General features: G+C 65.3%; 24 protein-coding genes. 9 read left to right on the top strand and 15 right to left on the bottom strand.

The window, feature by feature from the left end; translation table 11 throughout:
- Positions 1-26 precede the first annotated feature (26 nt).
- The gene (locus tag IED13_RS22910) at positions 27-1,058 is read left to right on the top strand and encodes a LacI family DNA-binding transcriptional regulator (protein ID WP_051988423.1); all 1,032 of its coding nucleotides are present in this window, start codon (positions 27-29) and stop codon (positions 1,056-1,058) included.
- A 77-nt stretch (positions 1,059-1,135) separates the two neighbouring features.
- Here IED13_RS22910 and IED13_RS22905 read toward each other — a convergent pair whose 3' ends face one another.
- Positions 1,136-1,609 carry a peptidoglycan-binding domain-containing protein gene (locus IED13_RS22905; protein WP_191125568.1) on the bottom strand — a complete coding sequence of 158 codons (474 nt, stop codon included), beginning with the start codon at positions 1,607-1,609 and terminating at the stop codon, positions 1,136-1,138.
- A 594-nt stretch (positions 1,610-2,203) separates the two neighbouring features.
- Between IED13_RS22905 and IED13_RS22900 the strand changes: the two genes are divergently transcribed.
- Both IED13_RS22900 and IED13_RS22895 read left to right on the top strand, forming a co-directional pair.
- Positions 2,204-2,626 (top strand): tripartite tricarboxylate transporter TctB family protein, encoded by a 423-nt coding sequence (locus IED13_RS22900; RefSeq protein WP_191125567.1) that lies wholly within the window; start codon positions 2,204-2,206, stop codon positions 2,624-2,626.
- Positions 2,626-4,140, top strand: coding sequence for a tripartite tricarboxylate transporter permease (locus IED13_RS22895; protein WP_038367197.1), 1,515 nt, complete (start codon positions 2,626-2,628; stop codon positions 4,138-4,140). Before IED13_RS22900 ends, IED13_RS22895 begins: the two co-directional genes overlap by 1 nt.
- Positions 4,141-4,257: 117 nt before the next feature.
- On the opposite strand, the gene mmsB is transcribed toward IED13_RS22895, so the two are convergent.
- From mmsB to IED13_RS22825, 14 genes are all read right to left on the bottom strand, one after another.
- A complete protein-coding gene (mmsB, locus tag IED13_RS22890) occupies positions 4,258-5,373 on the bottom strand; it encodes a multiple monosaccharide ABC transporter permease (RefSeq protein ID WP_191125583.1) in 1,116 nt (371 codons plus the stop codon).
- A 92-nt stretch (positions 5,374-5,465) separates the two neighbouring features.
- Positions 5,466-7,001: a multiple monosaccharide ABC transporter ATP-binding protein gene (gene mmsA / locus IED13_RS22885; RefSeq protein WP_191125566.1), complete on the bottom strand. Its 1,536-nt coding sequence runs from the start codon at positions 6,999-7,001 to the stop codon at positions 5,466-5,468.
- A 61-nt stretch (positions 7,002-7,062) separates the two neighbouring features.
- Complete coding sequence (gene chvE, locus IED13_RS22880; protein WP_191125565.1) at positions 7,063-8,133, bottom strand: multiple monosaccharide ABC transporter substrate-binding protein; 1,071 nt, start codon at positions 8,131-8,133, stop codon at positions 7,063-7,065.
- A gap of 105 nt (positions 8,134-8,238) precedes the next feature.
- On the bottom strand, positions 8,239-9,162 hold the full coding sequence (locus IED13_RS22875) for an SMP-30/gluconolactonase/LRE family protein (protein ID WP_248312725.1): 924 nt from the start codon (positions 9,160-9,162) through the stop codon (positions 8,239-8,241).
- The gene (locus IED13_RS22870) at positions 9,159-10,256 is read right to left on the bottom strand and encodes an aldose epimerase family protein (RefSeq protein ID WP_191125564.1); all 1,098 of its coding nucleotides are present in this window, start codon (positions 10,254-10,256) and stop codon (positions 9,159-9,161) included. Before IED13_RS22870 ends, IED13_RS22875 begins: the two co-directional genes overlap by 4 nt.
- On the bottom strand, positions 10,250-11,176 hold the full coding sequence (locus IED13_RS22865; RefSeq protein ID WP_191125563.1) for a Gfo/Idh/MocA family protein: 927 nt from the start codon (positions 11,174-11,176) through the stop codon (positions 10,250-10,252). Before IED13_RS22865 ends, IED13_RS22870 begins: the two co-directional genes overlap by 7 nt.
- Before the next feature lie 2 nt (positions 11,177-11,178).
- Positions 11,179-12,111, bottom strand: coding sequence for a dihydrodipicolinate synthase family protein (locus IED13_RS22860; RefSeq protein ID WP_133565791.1), 933 nt, complete (start codon positions 12,109-12,111; stop codon positions 11,179-11,181).
- A 68-nt stretch (positions 12,112-12,179) separates the two neighbouring features.
- Positions 12,180-12,902 carry a FadR/GntR family transcriptional regulator gene (locus IED13_RS22855; protein ID WP_038367182.1) on the bottom strand — a complete coding sequence of 241 codons (723 nt, stop codon included), beginning with the start codon at positions 12,900-12,902 and terminating at the stop codon, positions 12,180-12,182.
- Positions 12,899-13,876, bottom strand: a complete 978-nt coding sequence (gene yjfF, locus IED13_RS22850; protein WP_191125562.1) for a galactofuranose ABC transporter, permease protein YjfF — start codon at positions 13,874-13,876, stop codon at positions 12,899-12,901. The genes IED13_RS22855 and yjfF overlap by 4 nt, the downstream gene beginning before the upstream one ends.
- Positions 13,873-14,856: an ABC transporter permease gene (locus IED13_RS22845; RefSeq protein ID WP_191125581.1), complete on the bottom strand. Its 984-nt coding sequence runs from the start codon at positions 14,854-14,856 to the stop codon at positions 13,873-13,875. The genes yjfF and IED13_RS22845 overlap by 4 nt, the downstream gene beginning before the upstream one ends.
- Before the next feature lie 8 nt (positions 14,857-14,864).
- On the bottom strand, positions 14,865-16,382 hold the full coding sequence (locus tag IED13_RS22840) for a sugar ABC transporter ATP-binding protein (RefSeq protein ID WP_191125561.1): 1,518 nt from the start codon (positions 16,380-16,382) through the stop codon (positions 14,865-14,867).
- 127 nt (positions 16,383-16,509) lie between these two features.
- The gene (ytfQ, locus tag IED13_RS22835) at positions 16,510-17,472 is read right to left on the bottom strand and encodes a galactofuranose ABC transporter, galactofuranose-binding protein YtfQ (RefSeq protein WP_113251885.1); all 963 of its coding nucleotides are present in this window, start codon (positions 17,470-17,472) and stop codon (positions 16,510-16,512) included.
- A gap of 215 nt (positions 17,473-17,687) precedes the next feature.
- On the bottom strand, positions 17,688-18,362 hold the full coding sequence (locus IED13_RS22830) for an RraA family protein (RefSeq protein WP_142023298.1): 675 nt from the start codon (positions 18,360-18,362) through the stop codon (positions 17,688-17,690).
- Between the two features lie 147 nt (positions 18,363-18,509).
- A complete protein-coding gene (locus IED13_RS22825; protein ID WP_191125560.1) occupies positions 18,510-19,508 on the bottom strand; it encodes a helix-turn-helix transcriptional regulator in 999 nt (332 codons plus the stop codon).
- Positions 19,509-19,885: 377 nt separating this feature from the next.
- Between IED13_RS22825 and IED13_RS22820 the strand changes: the two genes are divergently transcribed.
- The 6 genes from IED13_RS22820 (at position 19,886) to IED13_RS22795 (ending at position 25,719) form a co-directional block, all read left to right on the top strand.
- Entirely contained in the window at positions 19,886-20,713 is an 828-nt protein-coding gene (locus IED13_RS22820; RefSeq protein WP_112762584.1) for a transporter, read from the top strand.
- 135 nt (positions 20,714-20,848) lie between these two features.
- Positions 20,849-21,763, top strand: a complete 915-nt coding sequence (locus IED13_RS22815; RefSeq protein WP_191125559.1) for an outer membrane protein — start codon at positions 20,849-20,851, stop codon at positions 21,761-21,763.
- Between the two features lie 47 nt (positions 21,764-21,810).
- Positions 21,811-22,641, top strand: coding sequence for an acid phosphatase (locus tag IED13_RS22810; RefSeq protein WP_038367304.1), 831 nt, complete (start codon positions 21,811-21,813; stop codon positions 22,639-22,641).
- Between the two features lie 27 nt (positions 22,642-22,668).
- Positions 22,669-23,700 (top strand): DUF1254 domain-containing protein, encoded by a 1,032-nt coding sequence (locus IED13_RS22805; protein WP_248312724.1) that lies wholly within the window; start codon positions 22,669-22,671, stop codon positions 23,698-23,700.
- A 449-nt stretch (positions 23,701-24,149) separates the two neighbouring features.
- On the top strand, positions 24,150-24,989 hold the full coding sequence (locus IED13_RS22800; RefSeq protein WP_162720016.1) for a transporter substrate-binding domain-containing protein: 840 nt from the start codon (positions 24,150-24,152) through the stop codon (positions 24,987-24,989).
- Between the two features lie 31 nt (positions 24,990-25,020).
- Complete coding sequence (locus IED13_RS22795) at positions 25,021-25,719, top strand: amino acid ABC transporter permease (protein WP_051988420.1); 699 nt, start codon at positions 25,021-25,023, stop codon at positions 25,717-25,719.
- Positions 25,720-25,741 lie beyond the last annotated feature (22 nt).

Genomic DNA, 25,741 nt, shown 5'->3' with positions numbered 1-25,741 from the left:
ACCCCCATGGGAGGGCTGGCAGGGAAATGACGGCCAGGACGACGGCGAAACCGGGGAAGATCCGGCATGAGACAGCCTCGCTCGCGACAGTGGCGCGCGAGACCGGCGTCTCGGTCGCGACCGTCTCGCGCATCGTCAACGGCAAGAGCGGGCGTGCCTCGAGCGAGACCGTCGCGCGCGTCGCGGAGGCGATCGAGCGGCTCGGCTATCGCCCCAACCCCATCGGACGGGCGCTGCGCCGCCGGGCCAGCCGCGTCGTGGCAATGCTCTCGCCCAATCTCGACAACCCCGCCATGGCCGCGATCGCCGTCTCGACCGAAGCCGCGCTGCGCGATGCCGGCTACGTCATGATTCTCTGCGATACGCATGACCGCCCGGAGCTGCAGGACGACTATCTGCTGGCGATGCGCGACCAGCTCGTCGCCGGCTACATCATGGTCAGTGCCGTGCGCAGCCAGGGGCTGGAACAGGCGCTCGGGCGCGGCGATCCGATCGTCTTCGTGGCGCGGCGCAACCCCCTCGGCGGCGGCGCCTTTGTCGGGATCGACGACCGCGGCGCCGGCGCCGATGCGGCCGACTTCATGCTCGCGCGCGGGATCGAGCGCCCCGCCGTGCTGATGGCGGCCCAGAACATTTCGAGCACCGCCGAGCGCGCCGCCGGCTTCATCGAGCGGCTCGTCGCGCGCGGCGTTCCGGCGGACGCGATCCGCCGGGCAAGCGCGCCCGGCCTGTCGCATATCGAGATCGGTTATGCGGCGGCCCAGGCCCTCGTTCGGGATGGCGGCTGGCCGCAAGGCGCGCTCTGCGTCAGCGACCTGATCGCCTACGGCGCCTATCGGCTGGCGGCCGAGTCGGGCGTGGCGATCCCGCGCGACTGCATGCTGGTCGGTGTCGACGGCAACGCGATCAACAACTGGATCGCCCCCTGGCTGACCTCGATCCGGATTCCCTACGAGATCTTCGGCCGGCATGTGCTGGAGCAGTTGCGGCTGCAATGGAGCGGCGCGGCGACATCCGAGATCCACGTGCCGCATGAACCGCTGGCGGCAAAGCCATAGAGCAAGCGAGCACCGGCTTCAGAACGCGATCCCGACGATGCGCCGTTCGGCTTTCGGGCGGCCGCTTCTGTCGACCCTCAAAAGTGCGGGGATGGCGGCGGCTTCACCGCCCCCTTCTGCAACGACTGCCGCAATATAGGATGAGTGGTTTCGTGGAACGGCAGGTGCTCATGCCTCCAGCCCGAGGCATCCAATGCCGAGCGGTTCATGAGGATGATCTTGTACAGGACGCCGGAGCGCGTATAGCCGTCCTTCGGCGATGGCTCCACGATGCCATCAGCGACGAAGAAGCGTCGATGGAGCTTCTGATCATCCTCGAAAGCGACGATCATGCGCTTGGTCTGAGGCCCGAAATAGCCATCGACAGCAATCTCGGCACTCCTTTCGACAGGCCCCAAAGCGGGCGTGAAGCGCACGAAATTTGCCAGCTTCAAGAGCGTCTGCACCAGCAGGACATCGTCACGGGCGTTCGGCATCCTCGGCCCGACAGGGAACGAGACATTGTAGACCTGATGCATGCCCGTCAGGTCTGTCTGCATCGTATAAGCCATCAGACATCCCCGCATGTGCCCTTCATCAGGCTAGACGCATGCGAGAGGGCGCCGCGTCCACCAGATGAATGAAAAGCGCCCGATCAGGCGCCCTGATCGGCCGGATATGGCGACGTCTCCTCGATCACCGCGCGGGTCGCGGCGGCTCACATCGGTTGACCGCCAAACGGGGATCGCCGGCATGGCCGCGATCGGCGAAGAGGTCGGCAAGCGTGCGCTCGCTCTCGGGATGCAGGTGATCGCCCCGCGCGGTCGCGGAGCCTCTTGGACCGCCACCGAAATGACATGCTCGACATCGGGAAACGCGGTTGGCAAATGTGATTATTGCGTTTAATCATTCACTCAAATACAATAATTTGATACTGCCATGTAACGATACACGCAGCTTGCCGCAGAATGGAATGCAACAATCAACAAACTCTCGCCTCAGAATTTCGGTTACTTGTAACTATAAATTTGATTATGGCGGCGTTTTTTCGGCCGGAATTTTCCTTAAACGACCGAATAACATCGAAATTAAGACAGTAAAACGCAAGACAAAGAACTTCAATAAATAAGAATACCGACCAATACGGGACGAGACGCGGAGAGACAATGCCAAATCAACAGATTGCGCGCGGGGTCTTTCTGGCCGCCGTCGCGTTGTTCTTTGCCGTGAACGCGCTGCGCTATCCGATCGGCACCCTCGCCCATGCCGGTCCCGGGCTCTTCCCGCTCCTGATCTGCGCGCCGCTGCTGATCATAGCCCTGGCGACGATCGTGCAGGCGCGCCTCGCCGATCCGGAGCCTCTCCAGTTCAGCCCGCGGAACATCGCGCTGATCATGGCGAGCCTCATCGGCTTCGTCATCGCTTCCGAATATGTGAACGTGACCGTCGGCATCATCGTGCTGGTCTTCGTCGCCGGCTTCGCCGCCAACAGCTATTCCTGGATGCGCAACCTCAAGATCGCCATCGGCCTGATCGTCGTGGCCTTCATCTTCCAGCGCTTCCTCGGCCTGAATCTGAGGCTGCTGTGATGGAGGTGCTCAACAACCTCGCCTTCGGCTTCGGCCATGCGCTGACGCCCGAGAACCTGCTCTACTGCGCCATCGGCTGCGTCGTCGGCACGCTGGTCGGGCTGCTGCCGGGCCTCGGCCCACTGGCCACGATCAGCCTGCTCCTGCCGCTGACCTACTCGATCCCGACCGGCGGCGCGCTGATCATGCTCGCCGGCATCTATTACGGCGCGCAATATGGCGACAGCGTCAGCGCGATCACCATGAAGATCCCGCATGCCTCGAGCATCGTGGCCTGCATCGACGGCTACCAGATGACACTCAAGGGCAAGACGGGGCTCGCCCTGTTCACCGCTGGCGTGTCGAGCTTCATCGGCGGCACCGTCGCGATCGTGGTGCTGGCCTCGCTTGCGCCGACGCTCGGCACCATCGCCCTGAAATTCGGCCCGACCGACTACTGCGCGCTGATGCTGTTCGGCTTCTTCTGCGTCAGTTTCGTCACCACCGGCAGCCTGCTGAACGGGATGGCGATGTGCTTGCTCGGCGTGCTGCTCGGGCAGGTCGGCACCGATCTGGAGACCGGCCTCGAGCGCTTCACCATGGGCCTGCCCTCGCTCGTCGACGGCGTCAGCCTGGTCAGCCTCGCGCTCGGCTGCTTCGGCATCGCCGAGATCACCAAGAACCTCGATGCGAAAGAGGAACGCACGCCGTTCAACGGCAAGATCAAGCTGATGCCGACCTGGCCGGAGTTCAAGCGCATCATCCCGAGCGCCCTGCGCGGCAGCGTGGTCGGCTCCTTCCTCGGCATCCTGCCGGGCGGCGGGCCGACGATCGCCCAGTTCGCGGCCTACGGCCTCGACAAGAAGGTCAGCAAATACAAGGACGAGATCGGCTCTGGTGCGATCGAGGGCGTCGCCGGCCAGGCCGCGGCCGACGAGGCGGCGGCGCGCACCAGTTTCATCCCACTGATGAGCATCGGCATCCCCGAGAACGCGGTGATGGCGCTGATGATGGCCGCCTTCATCATCAAGGGCATCCAGCCCGGCCCGAACATGATCGCCAAGCATCCGGACCTGTTCTGGGGGCTGGTCGCGAGCATGTGGATCGGCAACTGCTTCCTGCTGCTGCTGAACGTGCCGCTGGTCCGCTTCTGGCTCTCGGTCTTCAAGATTCCTTACAACGTGCTTTTCCCGTCGATCCTGTTCTTCTGCTGCATCGGCACCTTCAGCATCAACAACAGCCTGCACGACATCTACACCACCGCCGCCTTCGGCCTGATCGGCTACATCATGATGCGGCTGTCCCTCGACCCGGCGCCGCTGATGCTCGGCTTCATCCTCGGGCCGATGCTGGAGGAGTATTTCAGGCGCTCGATGCTGCTCAGCCGCGGCAGCTTCCTGACCTTCTTCGAACACCCGATCAGCGCGACGCTGCTCAGCATCCTCGGGCTGTTCATCGCCTGGCAGATCTACGCCACGCTGAAGGGGCGGCGCACCACGCTCGCCCCCGCCGATCCGCACGCCGCGTCGGGCTGACCCAAGCCGCCAATCCTGGAGCATTTCCGCGTTTCTCCGAATCGCGGAAATGCTCCATCTCTTTGTTTTATCGCATTTTCTTCACGCGCACCGGTATCCGTTTCGCTCGAAAATGCTCTAGCCGCGCTTCTGGTTGTAGACGTCGAGGCAAACGGCACCGAGCAGCACCAGGCCCTTGATGACCTGCTGATAGTCGATGCCGATGCCCAGGATCGACATGCCGTTGTTCATCACGCCCATGATCAGCGCGCCGATCACGGCGCCCGAGACGCGGCCCACGCCGCCATAGGCCGAGGCGCCGCCGATGAAGCAGGCGGCGATGACGTCGAGCTCGAAGCCGAGGCCGGCCTTGGGCGTCGCGGTGTTGAGGCGCGCGGCGAAGATCAGCCCTGCCAGCGCCGCCAGCACGCCCATATTGACGAAGGCGAGGAAGGTCAGCCGCTCGGTCCTGACGCCCGAGAGCTTGGCGGCACGCGCATTGCCGCCGACGGCGTAGATCTGGCGGCCGATCGTCGTGCGCGTCGTGACGAAGGCGTAGAGCGCGATCAGCACCCCCATCACCACGAGAACATTGGGCAGACCGCGATAGGAGGCGAGCAGATAGCTGGCGTAGAGGACGATCCCCGCGAAGATCGCGGTCTTGGCGATGAAGAAGCTCCAGGGCTCGACGGGAATGTCGTGCTCCTGCTGGCGCCTGCGGCTCTTCAGGTTGATGACGACGAGCAGCAGGGCCAGCGCCACGCCCAGCAGCATCGAGGTCGGCTGCAGGCCCTGAATCTTGTCGAACAGATCGACGATGAAACCGGAAGAGAGCTTCTGGAACTCGGCCGGGAACGGCCCCACCGACTGGCCCTGCAGGATCGCCAGCGCCAGCCCCTTGAAGACGAGCATGCCGGCCAGCGTGACGATGAAGGACGGTATCTTGAAATAGGCGACCCAGTAGCCCTGCGCGGCCCCGATCAGGCCGCCCAGCGCCAGGCAGATCAGCGTCGCCGGGACGAAATGCATGCCGTACTGCACCATCAGGACGGCGGCGACCGCGCCGACCGCGCCGGCGACCGAGCCGACCGAGAGATCGATATGGCCGGTGACGATGACCAGCAGCATGCCCAGCGCCATGACGACGATGAAGCTGTTCTGCAGGATCAGGTTGGTCAGGTTGAGCGGCAGCAGCAGCTTGCCGCCGGTCACGACCTGGAAGAACAGCATGATCGCGACGAGCGACATCAGCATGCCGTATTCGCGCAGGTTTCCGCCCTTGGGCCTGGCGGTTTCGGCCCGGGCCGCGGCGGGTTTGACGATGCCGTCGTTCTGGACGTCGGTGCTCACGCTCTTGCCTCCCGGTTGCGCATGATGGCGCGCATGATCTTTTCCTGTGTCGCCTCGGCGGCTGGGAACTCGCCGACGAAGGCGCCCTCGTTCATCACGCAGATGCGGTCGCAGATGCCCAGAAGCTCCGGCATCTCCGACGAGATCACCACGACGCCGCGCCCGGCATCGGCCAGCTCGTTGATGATGCAGTAGATTTCATATTTGGCACCGACGTCGATGCCGCGCGTCGGCTCGTCGAGGAAGAGCACCTTGGGATCGGTGAAGAGCCATTTCGACAGAACGATCTTCTGCTGGTTGCCGCCCGAGAGCTGGCCGGCCTCCTGATAGACGCTGGCGCAGCGAATCCGCATGCGGCTGCGATAGGCATTGGCGACCTTCAGCTCGGCCATGTCGTCGACCACGCCCGAGTGCGCGACCTCGGGCAGGTTGGTCAGCGTGATGTTCTTGCGGATGTCCTCCGCCAGGATCAGGCCGAGTTCCTTGCGATCCTCCGTCACATAGGCGAGACCGGCCGCGATCGCTCCGGGCACGTCGGACAGCTCGATCGGCCGGCCTTCCAGCCGCGCCGTGCCGGAGGCCTTGCGGCCATAGGAGCCGCCGAAGACGCTCATCGCGAATTCGGTGCGACCGGCCCCCATCAACCCGGCAATGCCGACGATCTCGCCGCGCCGGACGTGGAAGTTCACGTTCCGGACGACCTTGCGATGGGTGTCGAGCGGATGGAACACGGACCAGTCCTCGATCTCCAGCACCGTCTCGCCGATCTTCGGCTCGCGCTGCGGGTAGCGATGCGCCAGATCGCGATCCACCATGGCGCGGATGATGCGATCCTCCTCGACAGGGCCGGCGCGGCAGTCGAGCGTGTCGACGCAGCGGCCGTCGCGCAGCACGGTGATCCGGTCGGCGACGCGGGAGACCTCGTTGAGCTTGTGCGAGATCAGCACGGAGGCGATGCCCTGGGCCTTGAATTCGAGCAGCAGGTCCAAGAGCGCCTCGCTGTCGCGCTCGTTGAGGCTCGCCGTCGGCTCGTCGAGGATCAGCACGCGCAGGTTCTTGGCCAGCGCCTTGGCGATCTCGACGAGTTGCTGCTTGCCGATGCCGAGATCGGCGATGCGCGTATCGGGCGCCTCGTCGAGCCCGACCCTGGCCAGCAGCGTCTGCGTCCCGCGATAGACGGCGCTGCGGTCGATCATCCCCATCCGGGTCGGAGGATCGGCGAGATAGATGTTTTCGGCGATCGTCATCAGCGGGATCAGCGCCAGTTCCTGATGGATGATGATGATGCCGAGCGCTTCCGATTCATTGATGTCGCGGAAGCGCCGCTCCTCCCCCTCGAACAGGATCGAGCCCTCGTAGGAGCCGTGCGGATAGACGCCGCTCAGCACCTTCATCAGCGTCGACTTGCCCGCGCCGTTCTCGCCGACGAGGGCATGGATCTCCCCGGGTTCGACGGTGAAGGACACATCGTTCAGCGCCTTCACACCGGTGAAGGATTTGGAGATGCCGCGCATTTCCAGCACAGGGCTCATGGTGGTTCTCCCGCCTTCGGGCCGGTGGATGAGGCCCGGCAGCGAAGCCGGGCCTCAGGCGTCACTTGACCTGCGAGGCCTTGTAGTAGCCGGAGCCGATCAGGACCGGTTCCCAGTTCGACTTGTCGACCACCACGGGCGTCAGCAGATAGGACGGCACGACCTTGACGCCGTTGTTGTAGGTCTTGGTGTCGTTGACCTTGACCTCCTTGCCCGACAGCATCGCATCGACCATGTCGGCGGTGACGCGGGCGAGTTCGCGGGTGTCCTTGAAGATCGAGGCATATTGCTCGCCGGCGATGATCGACTTCACCGAAGGCACCTCGGCATCCTGGCCGGAGACGATCGGCATCTTCTGCCCGCCCGACCCGTAGCCGACGCCCTTCACCGAGGAGAGGATGCCGATCGAGATGCCGTCATAGGGCGAGAGCACGGCATCGAGCTTCTTGTTCGCGTAAAAGGCGCTCAGGAGGTTGTCCATGCGGGCCTGGGCGGTGGCGCCGTCCCAGCGCAGCGTCGAAACCTTGTCCATGCCCATCTGGCCGCTGGCGACGACGAGCTTCTTCTCGTCGATCAGCGGCTTCAGCACCGACATGGCGCCATCGTAGAAGAAAAAGGCGTTGTTGTCGTCGGGCGAGCCGCCGAAGAGCTCGATGTTGAACGGGCCCTTGGCTTCGGGCAGGCCGAGCCCCTTCAGCAGGGATTGAGCCTGCAGCACGCCGACCTGGAAATTGTCGAAGGTCGCGTAGTAGTCGACGTTCGGCGTGCCCCTGATCAGCCGGTCATAGGCCACGACCTTGATACCCTGCGCCTTGGCCTGGGCCAGCACGTCGGACAGGGTCGAGCCGTCGATCGCCGCGATCACCAGGACCTTGGCGCCCTTGGTGATCATGTTCTCGATCTGCGAGAGCTGGTTGGGGACGTCGTCCTCGGCATATTGCAGATCGGTGTCGTAGCCGCGCTCCTTGAGCACCTTCACGATGTTGTCGCCGTCGGCGATCCAGCGCGCGGAGGATTTCGTCGGCATGGCGATGCCGACCGTCGGCTTGCTCTGTGCGGCGGCGGAGTGCGGCTGGCCCATGGCGAAGGCCGCGAGCGTCAGAGCGGAGAGAAGTGTCGTCAGGCGTTTCATACTGGACTCCCGGGTTGTGAAAGGGTCGGCCGCATTCGCGGACCGGTTTCTTGGCGGCGGGTCGGCCGCTGATCGTTCAGGGCGGGCTGGCTGCGTCTGACGCGGTCAGGATCCTCCCCAGCGCAAACTCGGCTCCGCACGTCCGATGGCCCCGACCTCGGCCAGAAAGGTCCGCCCGTGGTCGGGGTCGGCGGCGCGGGCATCCGCATTCATGTTCTCATGGGCCGAGGTGACCAGCAGGCGGTCGAAGCGCGGCCCGACGAAAACCGGGCAGCTCGGCTGGCGCGCCGGCATCGCGATGCTGCGCAACCGCTCGCCGCGCGGCGAATAGACGTCGACGCAGCCGCCACCCCAGATCGCGCACCAGATCAGGCCCTGCGCATCGGTGACGGCGCCGTCGAGGCCGCCGGCGGCCTCCCGCTTGTGCAGGATCGCGGGCGCCTCGACCGGGAGGCCGGTCGCAGGGTCGAGCACGACACGATAGAGCGCGTTCTCGCGGGTGTCCGCGAAATAGCCGGTGGCGCCATCCGGCGAGAAGCAGATGGCGTTGGGAATGGTCAGGCCGCTGAAGAGCAGCGACAGCTTCCCGTCGCGGAACGCATGGATCGCACCGGCGCCGGCTGCTGCAGCACGGCCCATCGTGCTGACCCAGAAGGTGCCGCTGTGATGGACACGCGCATCGTTGGAACGGATGGGACCGTCCTTGCCGACGAGTTCGGCGACCCGGCTCAGCTTTCCGCTCGCGATCTCGCGCAGATAGAGCCCGTCCTCGGCCGCGAGCATCTGGCGCCCGGCATCGATCCGCGCCAGCGCGCTGGCCATGACCGGCAGATCGTGGATCGTGATGCGACCGGTTTCCAGATGCGCCTCGAACAGACGGCGCTCGAGGATGTCGAACCACCAGGCCGTGTCGCTCCCGGCATCGTAGCTCGGGCCTTCGCCAAGATGGCAGCGCTCCATGCAGAGCACCGAGACCGGAACCGTCTCGGGCGCGGTCATCTGCGAAGGCGGTGTGTGAAGCATGGTCATGCGCGCATGCCTCCGTCGCGGGCGGTGGAGAAACGATAGATCGAGACGTGGCGATAGGTCTCGCCCGGATCGAGCCGCGCCGAGGGAAAGTCGCCGCGGTTGGGAGCCTCCGGCCAGGCCTGCGGCTCCAGGCAGAACGCATCGGACTGGCGGTGCAGGCGCCCGTATTTTCCCGGCGCGGCACCATCGAGGAAGTTGCCCGAATAGAACTGCAACCCCGGCTGGTTCGTCAGCAGTTCCATGACCCGCCCCGAAGACGTTGCCTCGACACGGGCGGCGAGGCGCGGCTGCGCTGATATGCCGAGGCAGAAATTATGGTCGTAGCCGCGCCCGGCGCGCAACTGGGCGTCGTCCTCGCGGATGCGCGCGCCGACCGCCGCGCCCGATCTGAAGTCGAAGGGCGTTCCCGCGACCGGACGCGGTGGCCCCGGCAACGGGATCGCCTCGGCATTCGTCGGCAGGAAGCTGTCGGCGGCCAGCGTCAGGACATGGTCGAGAATGTCCCCGCCCGCAGCGACGCCATCGAGATTGAAGAAACTGTGATTGGTCAGGCTGACCACGGTTGGACGGTCGGTCACGGCTTCATAGCTGATCGTCAGCTCACCGGGGGCCGACAGGCGAAAGCTCACACGCACGTCGAGCGAGCCGGGAAAACCGCTCTCGCCATCGGGGCTCACATGACGAAGCGTGACGGCCGGAGTGTCGCTCTCCTCGATCGCTTCGACCGACCACAGCACCCGATCGAATCCGCCCGGACCGCCATGAAGCGTGTTCGCGCCGTCATTGGCCGGCAGCGCGATGCGCTCGCCGTCGAGCGTGAAGGCGGCACCGGCGATGCGGTTGGCGAAGCGCCCGATCGTGGCGCCGTAGAAATCCCGCCGGGCTTCATAACCGTCGGCATCGTCATGGCCGAGCACGATATCGGCGATCGCCCCCCTCGCGTCGGGCACGAAGAGCGCCTGCAGCGCCGCGCCATAGGTGATGATCCGGGCCTCGAAACCGCCGGCACCACGAAGCGTCACGCGCTCGACCGCGCGCCCGTCGGCAAGCGTGCCGAAGCCGTCTCGCGTGATGGCGGGCGTCGGTTTCACCATGAGAACGGTGCCGCCTTGGTCCGGCGCCCCAGCATGAAGGCGTCTGCGACATGGCCGAGCGGGGCAAGATCGACGTCGCAGGCGCCGCGCCCGATCAAATCGACGAAATGCCGGTAGATGCCGGCATATTCGGCTTCCTTCTCATCGACCAGCACCGCGCCGTCACGCGTCAGCCGCGCACCGCCCGAGGAGAGCAGCAGCCGGCCGCCGGCGCTGTCGATCGCGATGTCCCAGCTCTGCGGGCCGGTCTGGAGGAAGTCGAAGACGGCATGGATGGGCAGGCCGGTCGCATCCGTGAAATCCAGCTCGGCCGCGATGGGGGCGGCGCGGTTCTCGGGGAAGGCGAGCGTGGCTCCCGTGAGGAACAGCGGGCGCGGCAGGATGCGCGTCAGGATCGACAAGGCGTTGATGCCGGGGTCGAAGACGCCGAGCCCGCCGGGCTCGAAGATCCAGTCCTGGCCGGGATGCCAGACGCGGACATCCTCTTTCCACGTGATCTCGACGGAGCGCGGTGCATGGGCGGCCAGAAAATCGCGGGCGGGCTCGACGGCCGGGGCAAAGCGCGAATGCCAGGTGGCGAACAGGGTCAACCCGGCCTCCCTTGCGGCATCGACCAGCGGCGCAATCTCGCTCACCGTCGCGCCGGGCGGCTTTTCCAGGAGCACATGCTTGCCGGCTGCGAGCGCCTGCGCCGCCTGGGCGCGGCGGCCCTGCGGCGGCGTGCACAGCGCCACCGCCTCGATTTCGGGAGCCTCGGCCAGGAGCGCCTCCAGCGTGTCGAAATGGGCGACGCCGTCGAGCGTGGCATTCCGGCTGGCGATGGCGGCGAGCGCGATGCCCGGCGTCGCCGCGATCGCCGGCAGATGCTGGTCGCGGGCGATCTTGCCGAGGCCCACGATGGCGAGGCGGATCGGATTCACGCTCAGCGCCCCCAACGCAGCACGACCGGATCGAGCCGCCGGGCGATCTCGATCAGTCCGGCGCGGGTGGCGGGATGCATCGCCGGCAGCGGCGCGCGCAGCGTCTCGTGCGCGATGACGCCGCCCTCCTTCATCAGCGCCTTGCAGGCGGCGAGCCCGCATTGGCGGTTCTCGTAGTTGATCAGCGGCAGCCAGCGCTGATAGGCGTCGATCGCCTCGTCGCGCCGGCCCGCGAAATAGGGGTCGGTGATCTGGCGGATGCCGTCGGGATAGCCACCGCCCGTCATCGCGCCCGTCGCACCGGCATCGAGATCGGCCATCAGCGTGATCGCCTCCTCACCGTCCCAGGGTCCCTCGATCGCGGCACCGCCGGCTTCGATCAGAGCGCGCAGCTTGGCGGCGGCCTGGGGCACCTCGATCTTGAAATAGGCGAGGTTTTCGATCTCCTTGGCCATGCGGGCGAGGAACGGCACCGATAATGGCGTGCCGGCCACCGGCGCATCCTGAACCATGATCGGGATCGAGATCGCATCGGAGACGTGGCGGTAGAAATCGTAGATCGAGGCTTCTGGCACGCGGAAGGTCGCGCCATGATAGGGCGGCATGACCATGACCATCGCCGCGCCCAGATCCTGCGCGCGGCGCGAGCGCTCGGCGCAGACGAAGCTGGAAAAATGCGTGGTGGTGACGATCACCGGGACGCGGCCGGCGACATGCTCGAGAACGGTGACCATCACCCGCTCGCGCTCCTCGTCGGTGAGCACGAACTGCTCCGAGAAATTGGCGAGGATGCACAGCCCGTGCGAGCCGGCATCGATCATGAAGTCGACGGCGCGCTTCTGGCCTTCGAGATCGAGCCGCCCCTCAGCGTCGAACACGGTGGGAGCGACCGGAAAGACGCCTTTGTAGGTCTGCGCGGCGGAAAGCTTCGGCATCTGTCACCTTCATGGGTTGTCGTGCGGACCGGCAAAGCCGGGGCGCGCGGGTCGTGCTGTCTGCGTATTCATTCGGCTGCGCCGTGACGGCGCAAACCGTCGAAGATCACACCGGTCATCGCCGCGGCGGCCGCATCGGCGTCGCGGGCGGCGATCGCCTCGACGATGCGCCCATGCGCCGCCACGGAAATCTCGTACTCGCTCTCGTCGACCGGCGCGCTCAAAAGGAAGGACGCCCGCAAGGCCGCCTCGACGACCGCACCGATGGAGCGCATGAACGGATTGCCGGAGGCATTGGCAACGAGCAGGTGCAGGCTGAGATCCGCCTCGGCGAAGCCGGGCGCCTCCCGTGCCGATTCGATCCGCATCCTGTCGATCGCAGCGGCCATCAGCGCGAGGTCGGCCTCGGTCCGACGCTCGGCGGCGAGCGCGGCGGCGCGCGGCTCCACCGCCAGACGGATATCGGCGAGGTCACGCAGGAAGCGCTTGTCGATGCCGCCGTCGAGATGCCAGGCCAGCACATCGGCGTCGAACATGTTCCAGGCGGCGCGCTCGCGCACCACCGTGCCGATCCTGGCTTTGGTGCTGAGCAGCCCCTTGGCGACCAGCGTCTTGACGCTCTCCCGCAGGACCGGGCGCGAAACGCGGAAGCGCAGGATCAGCTCGGCATCGCCGGGGATCTTGGTCCCTTCCGGGTAGCGCCCTGCGATGATGTCGATGCCGATGGTGCGCGCCACCTCGGCATGGTTGGAATGCCCGCGCCTGGCGGGAATGACGAGGAGCGGGTTCATGGCGAGGTGACCCCGGCAGGGCGCCGGCGCCGCGCCACATGGAGCGTCGCCTGCTGGAACGCGATGAAGGCGAACAGCAGGAGGCCGGTCGCGATCTTCGCCCACCAGCTCGAAAGCGTGCCGTCGAAGGTGATGTAGGTCTGGATCAGGCCCTGGATCAGCACTCCGACGAAGGTGCCGAAGACGAAACCGTAGCCGCCCGACAGGAGCGTGCCGCCAATCACCGCCGCCGCGATCGCGTCGAGCTCGACCCCGACCGCCGAGAGCGAATAGCCACTCGAGGTGTAGAGCGAGAAGACGATGCCGGCGACACCGGCGAGAACGCTGGAGAGCGTGTAGATCGCGACCGTGGTGCGGCCGGCATCGATGCCCATCAGCGCCGCCGAGCCGCGGCTGCCGCCCAGCGCGTAGACATTGGCGCCGAAGCGCGTGAAATGCAGCAGCGCCGCGCCGGCGAGCACCACCGCCAGCATGATCATCGCCGGGACGGTGAGGCGCGCTCCCCCACCCAGGCGCAAGGCGTTGTCCGCGAGATCGGCATAGAGCGGCGCGTTGATCGGGATCGACTCGGTCGAGAGCAGGAAGCTCGCGCCGCGTGCCAGGAACATGCCCGCCAGGGTCACGATGAAAGCCGGCAGCTCGAAATACTGGATCGCAGCCCCCATCAGGGCGCCATACAGCGCGCAGATGACGAGGATCAGCGCGAAGGCCGCCACAGGCGGGATGCCGGCACGCTCGATCGCCAGGGCCAGGAACACGGTCGTGAAGCCGATCACCGCGCCGACCGAAAGATCGATCCCGCCCGAGATGATCACGAAGGTCATACCGACCGCGACGATGCCGAGAAAGGCATTGTCGGTCAGGAGGTCCATCACCACCCGGAGCGAGGCGAAATTCGGAAAGGCGATCGCGCAGGCGAGGAAGCCGAGGAGGAAGACGACCGTGGTGGCGGCAAGCGGCATGAAGCGGATCATCGGCTTTTCCCGCGCAGAAACATGGCCAGGCCCGACAGCCGCGGCGACTGCGCCAGCAGCACGGCAAGCACCACCATCGCCTTGACGATCAGGTTCGTCTCCGGCGGGAAGCCCGACAGCAGGATGCCGGTGTTCATCGCCTGGATGATCAACGCGCCGACCACCGCCAGCACCAGGCTGAAGCGGCCGCCGAGCAGCGAGGTGCCCCCGATCACGACCGCGAGGATGGCGTCGAGCTCGAGCCAGAGCCCGGCATTGTTGGCGTCGGCGCCGAGGATGTCGGCCGCGGCGACGACGCCGGCCAGCGCGGCGCAGAGGCCGCACCAGACATAGGTCGCGACGGTGATCAATCGCGTGCCGACGCCCGCCAGAGCGCTCGCCTTGGCATTCGCGCCGGTTGCTTCGATCAGCAGCCCGAGCGCGGTGCCGCGCACGATGACGAGCGTCAGCACCAGCATCGCCAGAGTCAGGACCACGGGCGGCGGCAGGCCCAGCACCGAGCCGCCGCCGAACCAGGCGAGCGACGGCGAGGTGAAGGTGACGATGCGCCCCTCGGTGATCAGCTGGGCGATGCCGCGCCCCGCCACCATCAGGATCAGCGTCGCGACGATGGGCTGGATGCCGAACACCGCCACGAGGATGCCGTTCCACAGCCCGCACAGAAGGCCGGCTCCCAGGGCCGCGGCCAACACCACAGGCAGCGAATGGCTGTCCGCGAGGCTGGCTGCGATGGCCCCCGCGATGGCCATCACGGCCCCCACCGAGAGATCGATGCCGCGCATGGCGACGACCAGGACCATGCCGAGCGACAGGAGCGCCACCGGCGCGCCGCGGTTCAGCACGTCGATCAGGCTCCCGAACAGCCGGCCATCCTGCAGGCGGATCTCGAAGAATTGCGGCGAGACCAGCCAGTTTAGCGCGAGGATGGCCAGCAGCGCCGCGACCTGCGACGTGCCGATACGGGGCAGACGGAAGGGCATGGCGCTCATCAGGCTGCCTGCGATGCGTCGGCGGCGATCGCGCCCAGGATGCCGGAGACGCTGAGCGCGTCGCCCGTCAGGCGCGCGACATGGGCCCGGTCACGCAGCACGATCACCTCGTCGGCATAGGTCACGATCTCCTCGAGTTCCGAGGAGACGATCAATAGCGCCATGCCCTCGGCACAGAGCTTGCGGATGAGCTGGATGATCTCGGCATGGGCGCCGACATCGATGCCGCGCGTCGGCTCATCGAGGATCAGCAGGCGTGGCTCCGTCGCGAGCCAGCGGGCGAGCAGGGCCTTCTGCTGGTTGCCGCCCGACAACAGGCCGATCGGACGTTCGGGGTCGGGCGGGCGGATGTCGAGCAATTCGATGAAGCGGCGCGCGATCGCATCCTGCTCGCGGCGCGACAGCGGCTTCAACACGCCGCGCCGGGCCTGCAGCGCCAGGACGATGTTCTCGCGCACGCTCAGTTCGGCGACGATGCCCTCGGTCTTGCGCTCCTCCGGACAATAGCCGAAGCCCAGCCGCAGCGCCTCGCCCGGGCTCGCGAGCCCGACCTGACGGCCGGCGACCGTCGCCGAGCCATGATCGGCGCGCTCGGCACCGAAGACGAGGCGGGCCGTTTCGGTACGGCCCGAGCCGAGCAGGCCGGCCAGCCCGACGACGCGGCCCTTTTGCAAGGTGAGGTCGAAAGGCTCGACATAGCCGGCCTTGCCGAAGCCGGAGAAGATCGCAAGGGTCTCCCCGCCGTCGCGATGGGGCGGGCGCACATGGGTTGCCTCGCTGAGCTCGTGTCCGAGCATCATGGTGACGAGGTCCATGCGCGGCATCTCGGCGACAGCAGCCGTTCCGGCGAGCCGGCCGTTGCGCAGCACCGTGATCCGGTCGCAGATGGCATAGACCTGATCGAGGAAATGGGTAACGAAGACGATGCCGATGCCGCGCGCCCGGAGCTGGCGCATGACGGCGAACAGCACCTCGACCTCATGGGCGTCGAGACTCGCGGTCGGCTCGTCGAGGATCAGCACGCGCGCCGAGAGGTCCACCGCTCGCGCGATCGCGACGATATGCTGGACCGCGACCGAATAGCGCTCAAGCGGGAGCGACACGTCGATATCGAGGCCGAACTCGGCCATGAGCGCCCGCGCGCGCCGCCGCATCTCACCTTCGCGGACGAAGCCGAGACGGGTCGGCTGGCGCCCCAGGAAGAGGTTCTGGGCAACGGAGAGGTTGGGCGCGAGATTGACCTCCTGATAGACGGTGGCGATGCCCGCCTTCGCGGCCTCCTTCGCCGAACGGGGCGCGATCTCCTCGCCGTTCAGCGTCAGGCTGCCCGCATCGCGCTGCACCACGCCGGTCATCGTCTTGATCAGCGTGGATTTGCCTGCCCCGTTCTCGCCCAGCAAGGCATGAATCTCGCCCGCATGCAGGGTGAAATCGACATGGTCGAGCGCGACGAAGCCGGCGAAGGACTTGCAGAAGCCGGTGGCGGTCAGGAGAGGAGATGCTTGAGGCTGGTCCATGAAACGGCTTTGCGCAACGGGAGGACGGCCGCTTTCCGCCGGGGCATGCCACGCTGAAAGCCGCAAGCGCCGAGGCAGAAGGGGATGACGACGCGCCGGCTCGAGACCGGCGCGCCGCTACTTCGGCTCAGTAGCCGAGACCCTTCTTGCTGTCGTAGATCGCCTTGGGATTGTCGGAAGCCGTGTAAAGCTTCGATTCCGTCTGGATCCATTTCGGCGGCACGGTGCCCTTGGCCTTGTAGGCGACGAGCGCGTCGAGGGCGGGCCCGGCCATGTTCGGCGTCAGCTCGACCGTGGCGTTGGCCTCGCCCGCCGCCATCGCCTTGAAGATGTCCGGCACGGCGTCGATCGAGACGGTCAGGATGTCCTTGCCGGGCTTCAGGCCGGCTTCCTTCATCGCCTGAATGGCACCGACCATCATGTCGTCATTATGCGCGTAGACGGCGCAGATCGACTTGCCGCCGCCTTCGGCCTTGATGAAGCTCTCCATCACCTCCTTGCCCTTGGCACGGGTGAAGTCACCAGTCTGGCTGCGGACGAGCTTGATGTTGGCCTGACCGGCGATGCCGTTCTCGAAGCCCTTCTTGCGGTTCGTCGCGACGCTGGCGCCGACCGTGCCCTGGAGTTCGACGACGTTGCAGGGCTTGGATCCGACGGTCTTCACCAGCCAATCGCCGGCGACCTTGCCCTCATGCACGCTGTCGGAGGTGACGGCCGTGAGATAGAGGTCCTTGCCGGCGGGATCGATGTCGCGATCAAGCAGAACGACCGGAATCTTGGCCTCCTTGGCCTCCTTCAGCACGCTGTCCCAGCCTGTCGACACCACCGGGGCGAGGAACACGGCATCGACGCCCTGGGCGATGAAGGACCGGATCGCCTTAATCTGGTTCTCCTGCTTCTGCTGGGCGTCGGCGATCTTGAGGGTGACGTTGCGCCGCTTGGCCTCCGATTTGGAAACCGTGGTTTCAGCTGCGCGCCAGCCCGATTCCGAGCCGATCTGCGAGAAGCCGACGGTCAGGTCCTTGGCCTGCGCATTGGCCGACATGGCGCCCGCAATCGCAGACGCGATCAAAATGCCCTTGAGCTTCATCATGATCCTCCTTGGGTGAGCCACGCCGCTTGATACGGCTTGTTGTTCCTCCTTATGGCACAGGCGCAGAGGCGGAGGAATAGTCATATTGTTTGACTATTGGATGATGATCGCGCGGGCCGGGAAGCGACGTCGGCAGATCCGGCTCGAGCGCGGCCTCGCGGGCCAGCGCGGGCCATTCCGGCCGGATCGGCGGTGAAGGCCGCGCGCCGGGATCAGCCTTGTGTCTCGCAGCCAAGCCGCTTCAACGTCTCCTCGACCCAGCTCCGATCGTAGCGGCGCTCCTCGATCGCGCGCCTCTGCTTCTGCTCGACCTGCTGCTTGGCCTGCGCGGCAGCGAAGATCGTCTCCGTCTCGTCGTAGGGCACGCAGAGCAGACCGTCCTCGTCGCCGATGACCAGATCGCCGGGTTCGATCACCATGCCGTCGAGCGCGATCGGCACGTTGATCTCGCCGGGGCCGTCCCTATAGGGGCCGCGATGGGTGATTCCGGCGGCGTAGACCGGGAAGTCATGGGCGGCGATCCAGCCCGCATCGCGGATCGCGCCGTAGAGCACCATGCCGGCAATGCCGCGCGTCTGCGCATAGGCCGCCATCAGCTCGCCGATCAGGGCGTTGGTGAGATCGCCGCCGCCATCGACCACGACGACGTCGCCCGGCGCCGCCAGGTCGATCGCCCGGTGGATCATCAGATTGTCGCCCGGGCGCGTCTTCACGGTGAGCGCCGGCCCGGCCAGCATCCCGCCCTTGTGCATCGGGCGCAGCCGCGGCCCACCCGCCGTCATGCGCGACATCGAATCGCTGACATTGGCCACGGGCAGCGAACGGAAACGCGCGACGACCTCGGCGCTCACGGCACGCTCACGCTTCAGGATGCGGAAACCGATCATATCGACCTCGTCTGGCGGGAGAAAATGGATGAGAGCCCGAAGGGGCCGGCAAAGCGCCACAGCATCGACCTGAATATCGTATTCAGCCCGATGCTGCGCACCATTGTTTTCGTATCGGCTTTTCCCGAAAGCCGCATTCACCCACCTTCAGCCGAGCCGCGACTGCTCGCGAAACTGACGCGGTGTGACGCCGGCCATCCTCCTGAAGGCGCGGCTGAAATGCGCCGGATCCGTGTAACCGGAGGAAAAAGCGACGTCGATGATCCTGCAATCGGTGTCGCGCAGCAGCTTGCTCGCATTTTCGTATCTGACGGTGTCGAGGAGGTCCGAATAGGAGAGACCGAGATGGGCGAGCCTGCGCTGAAGCGTCCGGATGCTGATACCCGCGATCTCGGCGACGTCGGCAAGAGCGGTTGTTCCCTCGTCGAGATAGGCCGGAAGCATCAGCTTGAGAAGATCGACGATATTGTAGGCGGACGGGCCGTCCTCATTGTCGGGTGGCGGCGCAAACGAGGCGGCCGAACGGTTTGGGAGGCCGAGCAGCATGGTCGGTACTCTGATCCAAGCGGCATGCTGGCCCGATAAAAACCGCACATTCGGCCAGCAGGATCGCGTCGCAGGGCTTGGCCCATAAGACGATTCAAAGCCGATCGCCGCCGGCATCCAGTCGGACCCTGCGAATTGCCGGACGATGTAGACCGAGAAGATGTTCTGGATCCACTGCGCGTGTTTCAGCTGCAGGGGCCATGGCCCGGTGAGCCTGCTGCAGACCCGCACGTGATCCGTGTCATGTTCGATCCACATGCTCAGGATGGTGTCTTCTCCTGACGCCTCGCGGCAGGCGTGCCGGAGCGCGACGAGCAGCGTCGGTGAATGCGCGATGAAGGCCCGCGTCTTTTCCCGCATATGCGAGAATTGCAGGCGCCGGGCTGCGAGGAAGCCGAAATCCTCGATACCCTGGCTTCTCTGGGCGGTCTCGACGAAGCGCAAGGCCGGCAGGAGCGGCAGGTAGAGCTCGCTCTTCTCGGCCAGGGACGATGGCAGCCGCGACCTCTCCAGGAGAGTTTCCGTCGGCGCGCCGATATCGTCCAGGATGCTGACGAAGGGCAGCAGAAACTGGCCGCGCGTCAACGGGATGTCAGCCATCAGGTCCACCGTCATCACAGGATCTGCACGTCCTCAGGCAGGCCCCTGAATCGCCTGAGGAGTGCAGAATAGCCATTTGCGGGTGGCGTGAAATGGCAAGACCGACAACCCGCATATGCACCAAGTATTCAAAATAGAGCATGTCGGCTGAGCCGAAGATGATCCGTCGCATGGAGCGTCCATTTCTGGAAACTTCCGCCTCACGGAGATTCAGCAACGCGGCCTTCTTATTCGGAAATCCCGGGCTTTCGTACGTTTTAGTTCTAATTCATCAAGTGAGCGTCACCGCAAACCTCCAGATCCCACCTCGTGATCACCATTGAATTGCTCGACCATCTGCGGATGGCCTCTGAGATTGCAGATTGAGGAGTTTTTGAATGCTGTCGAGAATTGACCAACTGGCTGTGCTCTCGGCCTTCGCACTCCTTGGGCAGGGCATCGACTTGACTGGTACCGGTGCTGCACTGGCGCAGGATGCGAATGCTGAGCTGGCTAAAAAGCTCAGCAATCCCGTGTCGTCGCTCATCAGCGTGCCTTTCCAATTCAACTACGACCGAGGCTTCGGACCGAACCGTGGCGACCGGAAAACGCTCGACATCCAACCGGTCATCCCATTCTCGTTGAACGCGGACTGGAACATCATTTCCCGGACCATCGTCCCCGTCATCTGGCAGCACGACATAGCAGGGCCCTCCGGCTACCAATCCGGCCTTGGCGACATCACGCAGAGCTTTTTCATTTCCCCGACGCAGCCGACCGCCGGTGGGATCATCTGGGGCGCGGGTCCTGTCTTCCTGCTGCCGACGGCGACCGACGATCTGCTCGGAGGCGGCAAGTTCGGGATGGGTCTGACTGCCGTCGTTCTGAAGCAGGAAGGGGCATGGACGATCGGCGCACTTGCAAACCACATCTGGTCCGTTGCGGGGCGGGGAGACAGGTCCGACATCAGCGTGACCTACCTGCAGCCCTTCATCGCCTACAGGACATCGGACGCCTGGACGTTCACGCTCAATACCGAGAGCACCTATGACTGGAAGGCTGAACGATGGTCGGTGCCCATTAACGTCCAGGTTTCGAAGCTTATGAAATTTGGCGAGCAGCCGGTGAGTCTCACCGCAGGCGTGCGCTATTGGGCGGCCGCGCCAAAGAACGGGCCGCATGGCTGGGGCCCCCGTGTGGGGTTGACGTTCCTGTTTCCGACATAGGCGCAGTTGGCGCTGCAACACTGGTTCTGTCGCGCCGCGGTGAACTGACGATTCAGCAATTTGGTGCGCCGCCCCATGGGGAGGGAGCACAACCGGTCGCGATTGTCGCGAAATGGCAAGACGGACAGGCCGCCCATGCACGAGATGCTCGTGACGACATTCGCCGGCCCATCGGGCCGCGATCACGTGCTGCAGCGAGCCGAAGCGCTCGCGCAGATGCCGTTAGGCAGGCTAGGCAGGGGACAAGCAGCAATGTCAGGCGCAACGGCGCGCAATCTTGCCATCGGTTGGCTGTCGGCTGCGTTGTGCGGACCCGTTTTGGCGTCCGATCTCCGGCAGCCCGCCGCGCCACCAGGGCCTGTCCTCGCATCGGCGCCGAGCTTCTCGGTTACCAGCTACATCTGGGCGACCGCGATCGACGGCAGGAGCGCGACGCTGCCGCCACTGCCGCCCGCGGATATCAATCTGCGCTTCCGCGACGTGCTCAAGGAGTTGAACGGCGCGATGATGGCGTCCGCCGAGATGCGCATCGAGCGCTGGAGCGTCCTGGTCGACGGGCAGTTCTCGCAGGTGACGACGGGTGGCAATCTGCCCGGCCCCTTCTTTTCCGCGCTGAAGCTGCGCTCGCAGACTACGACCCTGCAGGGCTCGGTCTTCTATCGCGTCTATGAAGACACCGTTCTTGCGCTGGATGTGGGGGCTGGCGTCCGGTTCTGGAACCTCGACACCAAGCTCGAAATCCTGCCCGGCCTCGCCAATCTTCGCATCGACCACCGTCAATCGCAGATGTGGGCCGACCCGATTCTCGGCGCCCGGCTCGGCGTGAAGCTCGACGGTCCGTGGAGCCTGACGGTGGCGGGCGACATCGGCGGCTTCAGCGCCGGCTCGCGCCTGACCTGGCAGGCATTGGGCAGCGTCAACTACGCGTGGAGCGAGAACCTGACGCTGAAAGCCGGCTATCGCGCGCTTCATGTCGATTATCGCAGCGGCAGCTTTTCATACGACGTGACGCAGCACGGGCCTGTGGTCGCGGCAACGTACCGATTCTGACCGGGGCCTTGATGAGTTCGGCGATGTCGAAAGGGATGGGAATGTCGATGACAGGGACTGCGCTTCGGAGCGCTGGGGCTACCACGCTTGCACTGCTCGTCGCGCTCTGCGGGCAGGCCCTGGCCCAGGCGGGCGAAGCCCGGCCAGAGGTCACCGACCCGCATTTCAAGATCGCGCCCGGCTATCTGAAGCGATCCGATCTGCCGAACAGCCTGGTCCTGCTCGGCCCGCCTCCAGAAGCAGGCTCGGCTGCGCTCGCCCGGGACGAGGAAGCGCGAAAGGCGACGCTTCCCTTGCGAAACACCGCGCGCTGGAACCTCGCCCGTACCGATGCAGACCTCGCCTTTCCGCAGGCTGCCGACAACTTCTCCTGCGCACTGGGCGTGAAGATCGACAGCCGGCAGACGCCGCGCCTCTCCGCGATGATGCAGAAGGTGCTGTCGGATTTCGGCCTCTCCACCTATGGCGTGAAGAACAAGTACAACCGGGTCCGCCCCTTCGTGGTTCACAACGAAGCGACCTGCCGGGCGGATCAGGAGGCCATTCTGCGGAATGACGGCTCCTATCCGTCGGGGCACACGGCTGCCGGCTGGGGCTGGGCCCTCGTCCTCGCGCAAATCAGCCCCGAGCACGCGGATGCGCTGCTCAAGCGTGGCATCGAGTTCGGGCAGAGCCGCGTGATCTGCGACGCGCATTGGCAGAGCGATGTCGATGCAGGCCGGATCATGGGCGCGGCGACCGTTGCACGACTGCAAACCGACCCGGCCTTCCTCGCCGATCTCAAGGCCGCGAAGGCAGAAGTGAAGGCGGCGAAGGCGAAGCGGCCGCTCCCGGTATCCGAATGCGCCGCGGAAGCGGCTGCGCTGTCGGCGCAGTAACGACGAGCACATGGATCAAAGACACCAATGAGGTACCGTTCGATGCGCATGACGCTGCTCTCCAGCCTAAGTTTCCTCGTTCTCGCGCCGTGCGTGGCGTTCGCCCAGCCGGTTGCGGTCAATGTCGACAACTTCAAGCGAGCCGAGTCCGATTTCTATATGGCCAAGACGGTCGATGCGGGCGCTCTCGGCAAGTTCGTCCATAACAGGACGCCGACGCCGATCGACAAGCAGCCCGTGGTCCGGATGAACCGGGATACGCTCTATTCCCAGGCGATCTTCGATCTCGACGCCGGCCCGGTGACCATCACCCTTCCAGACGCCGGCAAGCGCTTCGTCTCGATGCAGGTCATCAGCGAAGATCACTACACCCCGATGGTGGTCTACAAGCCGGGCCGCACGACGCTCACCCGGGACAAGGTCGGCACCCGCTATGTGTTCGTTGCGGTTCGCATCCTTGTCGATCCCAACGACAGCAAGGACCTCGCGCAGGTTCACGCATTGCAGGATGCGCTGAAGGTGCAGCAGAAGTCGGTCGGCAAGTTCGAGGCCCCGAATTGGGACCTGGCTCAGCAGAAGAAGATCCGCGAGGCGCTGGAAACGCTCTCCGCTGCATCAGGCGATTTCAGCAACGCTTTCGGCCCGAAGGGGAAGGTCGATCCGGTCAAGCACCTGCTCGGCACCGCGTCCGGCTGGGGCGGCAACCCGGACAAGGACGCATCCTACCCCTCGGTGACCCCGGCCAAGAACGACGGCAAGACGGTCTACAAGCTCAGGCTCAAGGATGTTCCCGTCGACGCGTTCTGGTCGATCAGCGTCTATAACGACAAGGGCTTCTTCCAGAAGAACGATTACGACGCCTATTCGGTCAACAGCATCACCGGCACGAAGAGCGCTGACGGAGCGATCGACATCCAGTTCGGCGGCTGCGACGGCAAGATCGCGAACTGCCTGCCGATCACGGAGGGGTGGAACTACACATTCCGGCTCTACCGACCCCGTGCCGCGTACCTGAACGGCACATGGAAGCTGCCGGTGGCGCAGCCTGCATCGTCGTAGAGAGCATCAACCTCCTTCGCTCGGCCCGGCAAGCAGCGGTCATCACCCACCGAGGCTTGCCAGCCGGGATTTCGATCCGCATGTCGTCGTTTGGGACACAGAGATGCGGATAACGGGACCGGCCACCGGCTTCTTGACCTGAAGCCGGTCCGACAGATGCAGGTCCCGGTCTCTGCACGGCCGACCCACGAGAGAATTTCCGCAGCCACCACCGAGCTTCAGACGGAAATCGCTGTTCCGTCACGCTGTGGGTCTGCGCTGCCCGAACACAGGCCATCGGCGATTCCAACCGCGCGAAGGGCCCTCGACCGCCACTACGGCATCATCGGCCTTTGGCGCAGCGATCTGCCGGTCCCGTTCGCCGGGTTGACAAGGCATGCAGCCGGCGCATTATGCCATGGTCGATTGTCAGCAATCGACCATGGCATAAGTGGAGGGGATATTTCGTGATGCGCTCGACAATTTTGAAGGCGATCCTCGCTATCGGCGGCACCGCTCTTGGTCTCGCTGCCACGCCGTCCCAGGCTGAATGCCTGTCTGCCCCACCCAATCTCGTTGAGGCCGGCTACCTCACGGTCGGGACCTCGCTGACGGCTCCGCCAATGGGCTTCATGAACGATGACAAGCCCTCGGGCTTCGATCCAGAATTCATCGCGGCGGTCGCCGAGAAGATGTGCCTCAAGACCAGGATCGTGAACGTCACCTTCCAGGGGCTGTTTCCCGGACTGATCGCCAGGAAGTTCGACGTCATCGCCTCGCAGATCGGCATCACCGAGCCACGCAAGGAGATGTTCGATTTCGTTCCCGTCTTCGTCGGTGGCCTGCGTCTCGTCACGCAGAAGGACAGCGGCCTGAAGTTCCGGACCGAGAGCGACGTTTGCGGCCATGCCGCGAGCATCGTTGCGGGCTCCACGCAGATGGCGGCGCTCGACAAGGTCAAGGGCGATTGCCCGGCCGGCAAGCCGATGACGCTCAAGGTCTTCAGCAACCAGAGCGAGGCGCTGAACGAAGTCGCCAAGGGCACGGTCAACGTGGCCTATGTCGATTGGCCCGTCGCGGCCTATCTGATCCAGCAGCGCCCGAAGGACTTCGTCGAGGCCAGCCCCGTGCTGAGCGGCAAGGGGCCCAATACCGAGCGCAACCGCAACGGCATCGTCATCCGCAAGGGCGACAGCGCCACGCAGGACGCGGTCGCGGCGGCGGTCAAGGCGGCCATGAGCACCGGCGCCTATGACGACATCCTGAAGCGCTGGAACCTCGCTGACGGCGACGTCCGCAAGGTGAACTGAGGCGCAACGCCCCGAAACAAGGAAGGCGAGGATGCGCTTCGATCTCGACTATTTCCTGAGCCTGCTGTTCTCTACGCGCTTCTTCGAGCCTGTCGCCATCGTGATCGCCGTGGCCGCGACGGCCATGGTGATCGGCGTCCTGATCGGCACGGTGGGCGGCATCGTCCTGAACTCGCCCGTGCCGCTGCTGCAAAGGCTCGTGCGGCTCTACGTCACCACCATACGCGGCATTCCGGTGCTGGTTCAGATCGTGTTCTGGTACAACGGACTGCCGGCGCTCACCGGCGGCGCGATCAATCTTTCCGCCTATGCCGCCGGCATCATCGCGCTCGGCGTCAATGAAGGCGCCTACATGACCGAGATCGTCCGGTCGGGCATCCAGTCGGTCGATCGGGGGCAGCGCGAGGCCTCGCAGGTGCTGAGCCTGAGCTATCGCTCGATGATGATGAAGGTCATCCTGCCTCAGGCGATCCGCATCGCCATTCCGCCGACGGGGAACCAGGCGGTCAACCTGCTCAAGAACACCTCGCTTCTGTTCACGATCGCCATCCCGGAGATTTTCGCGACCGGCACGAACCTGTTCAGCGCGAACTTCAAATATTTCGAGGTCATCGCGGTGGTCGCGATCTGGTACCTGCTGCTGGCGATCGCATACGGCTTTGTCCAGCGCGCGCTGGAACGCCGCTTCGCCAAGGGGCGGCGCGATCTCTATGATCTGGCCGCGGCATGATCTGCTCGCTTGAATTCAAGGA

Origin of the sequence: Allobosea spartocytisi, from assembly GCF_014764685.1 — a bacterium.
GTDB lineage: Bacteria > Pseudomonadota > Alphaproteobacteria > Rhizobiales > Beijerinckiaceae > Allobosea > Allobosea spartocytisi.
This window is presented reverse-complemented; position numbering and strand designations above follow the sequence as displayed.

What these genes read in the sequence shown, in the direction of transcription:
- IED13_RS22820 (WP_112762584.1), top strand. Translation starts at nt 19,886, where the DNA reads ATGCTGTCGAGAATTGACCAACTGGCTGTGCTCTCGGCCTTCGCACTC.
- IED13_RS22800 (WP_162720016.1), top strand. Translation starts at nt 24,150, where the DNA reads ATGCGCTCGACAATTTTGAAGGCGATCCTCGCTATCGGCGGCACCGCT.
- mmsA (WP_191125566.1), bottom strand. Translation starts at nt 7,001, where the DNA reads ATGAGCCCTGTGCTGGAAATGCGCGGCATCTCCAAATCCTTCACCGGT.
- IED13_RS22845 (WP_191125581.1), bottom strand. Translation starts at nt 14,856, where the DNA reads ATGCCCTTCCGTCTGCCCCGTATCGGCACGTCGCAGGTCGCGGCGCTG.
- IED13_RS22840 (WP_191125561.1), bottom strand. Translation starts at nt 16,382, where the DNA reads ATGGACCAGCCTCAAGCATCTCCTCTCCTGACCGCCACCGGCTTCTGC.
- IED13_RS22855 (WP_038367182.1), bottom strand. Translation starts at nt 12,902, where the DNA reads ATGAACCCGCTCCTCGTCATTCCCGCCAGGCGCGGGCATTCCAACCAT.
- IED13_RS22830 (WP_142023298.1), bottom strand. Translation starts at nt 18,362, where the DNA reads ATGATCGGTTTCCGCATCCTGAAGCGTGAGCGTGCCGTGAGCGCCGAG.
- ytfQ (WP_113251885.1), bottom strand. Translation starts at nt 17,472, where the DNA reads ATGAAGCTCAAGGGCATTTTGATCGCGTCTGCGATTGCGGGCGCCATG.
- IED13_RS22805 (WP_248312724.1), top strand. Translation starts at nt 22,669, where the DNA reads ATGAGGTACCGTTCGATGCGCATGACGCTGCTCTCCAGCCTAAGTTTC.
- IED13_RS22810 (WP_038367304.1), top strand. Translation starts at nt 21,811, where the DNA reads ATGACAGGGACTGCGCTTCGGAGCGCTGGGGCTACCACGCTTGCACTG.
- IED13_RS22870 (WP_191125564.1), bottom strand. Translation starts at nt 10,256, where the DNA reads ATGGTGAAACCGACGCCCGCCATCACGCGAGACGGCTTCGGCACGCTT.
- IED13_RS22875 (WP_248312725.1), bottom strand. Translation starts at nt 9,162, where the DNA reads ATGACCATGCTTCACACACCGCCTTCGCAGATGACCGCGCCCGAGACG.
- IED13_RS22815 (WP_191125559.1), top strand. Translation starts at nt 20,849, where the DNA reads ATGCACGAGATGCTCGTGACGACATTCGCCGGCCCATCGGGCCGCGAT.
- yjfF (WP_191125562.1), bottom strand. Translation starts at nt 13,876, where the DNA reads ATGATCCGCTTCATGCCGCTTGCCGCCACCACGGTCGTCTTCCTCCTC.
- IED13_RS22910 (WP_051988423.1), top strand. Translation starts at nt 27, where the DNA reads ATGACGGCCAGGACGACGGCGAAACCGGGGAAGATCCGGCATGAGACA.
- mmsB (WP_191125583.1), bottom strand. Translation starts at nt 5,373, where the DNA reads ATGCTGATGTCGCTCGTCGCGATCATGCTGTTCTTCCAGGTCGTGACC.
- IED13_RS22900 (WP_191125567.1), top strand. Translation starts at nt 2,204, where the DNA reads ATGCCAAATCAACAGATTGCGCGCGGGGTCTTTCTGGCCGCCGTCGCG.
- IED13_RS22795 (WP_051988420.1), top strand. Translation starts at nt 25,021, where the DNA reads ATGCGCTTCGATCTCGACTATTTCCTGAGCCTGCTGTTCTCTACGCGC.
- IED13_RS22860 (WP_133565791.1), bottom strand. Translation starts at nt 12,111, where the DNA reads ATGCCGAAGCTTTCCGCCGCGCAGACCTACAAAGGCGTCTTTCCGGTC.
- chvE (WP_191125565.1), bottom strand. Translation starts at nt 8,133, where the DNA reads ATGAAACGCCTGACGACACTTCTCTCCGCTCTGACGCTCGCGGCCTTC.
- IED13_RS22905 (WP_191125568.1), bottom strand. Translation starts at nt 1,609, where the DNA reads ATGGCTTATACGATGCAGACAGACCTGACGGGCATGCATCAGGTCTAC.
- IED13_RS22825 (WP_191125560.1), bottom strand. Translation starts at nt 19,508, where the DNA reads ATGGCTGACATCCCGTTGACGCGCGGCCAGTTTCTGCTGCCCTTCGTC.
- IED13_RS22895 (WP_038367197.1), top strand. Translation starts at nt 2,626, where the DNA reads ATGGAGGTGCTCAACAACCTCGCCTTCGGCTTCGGCCATGCGCTGACG.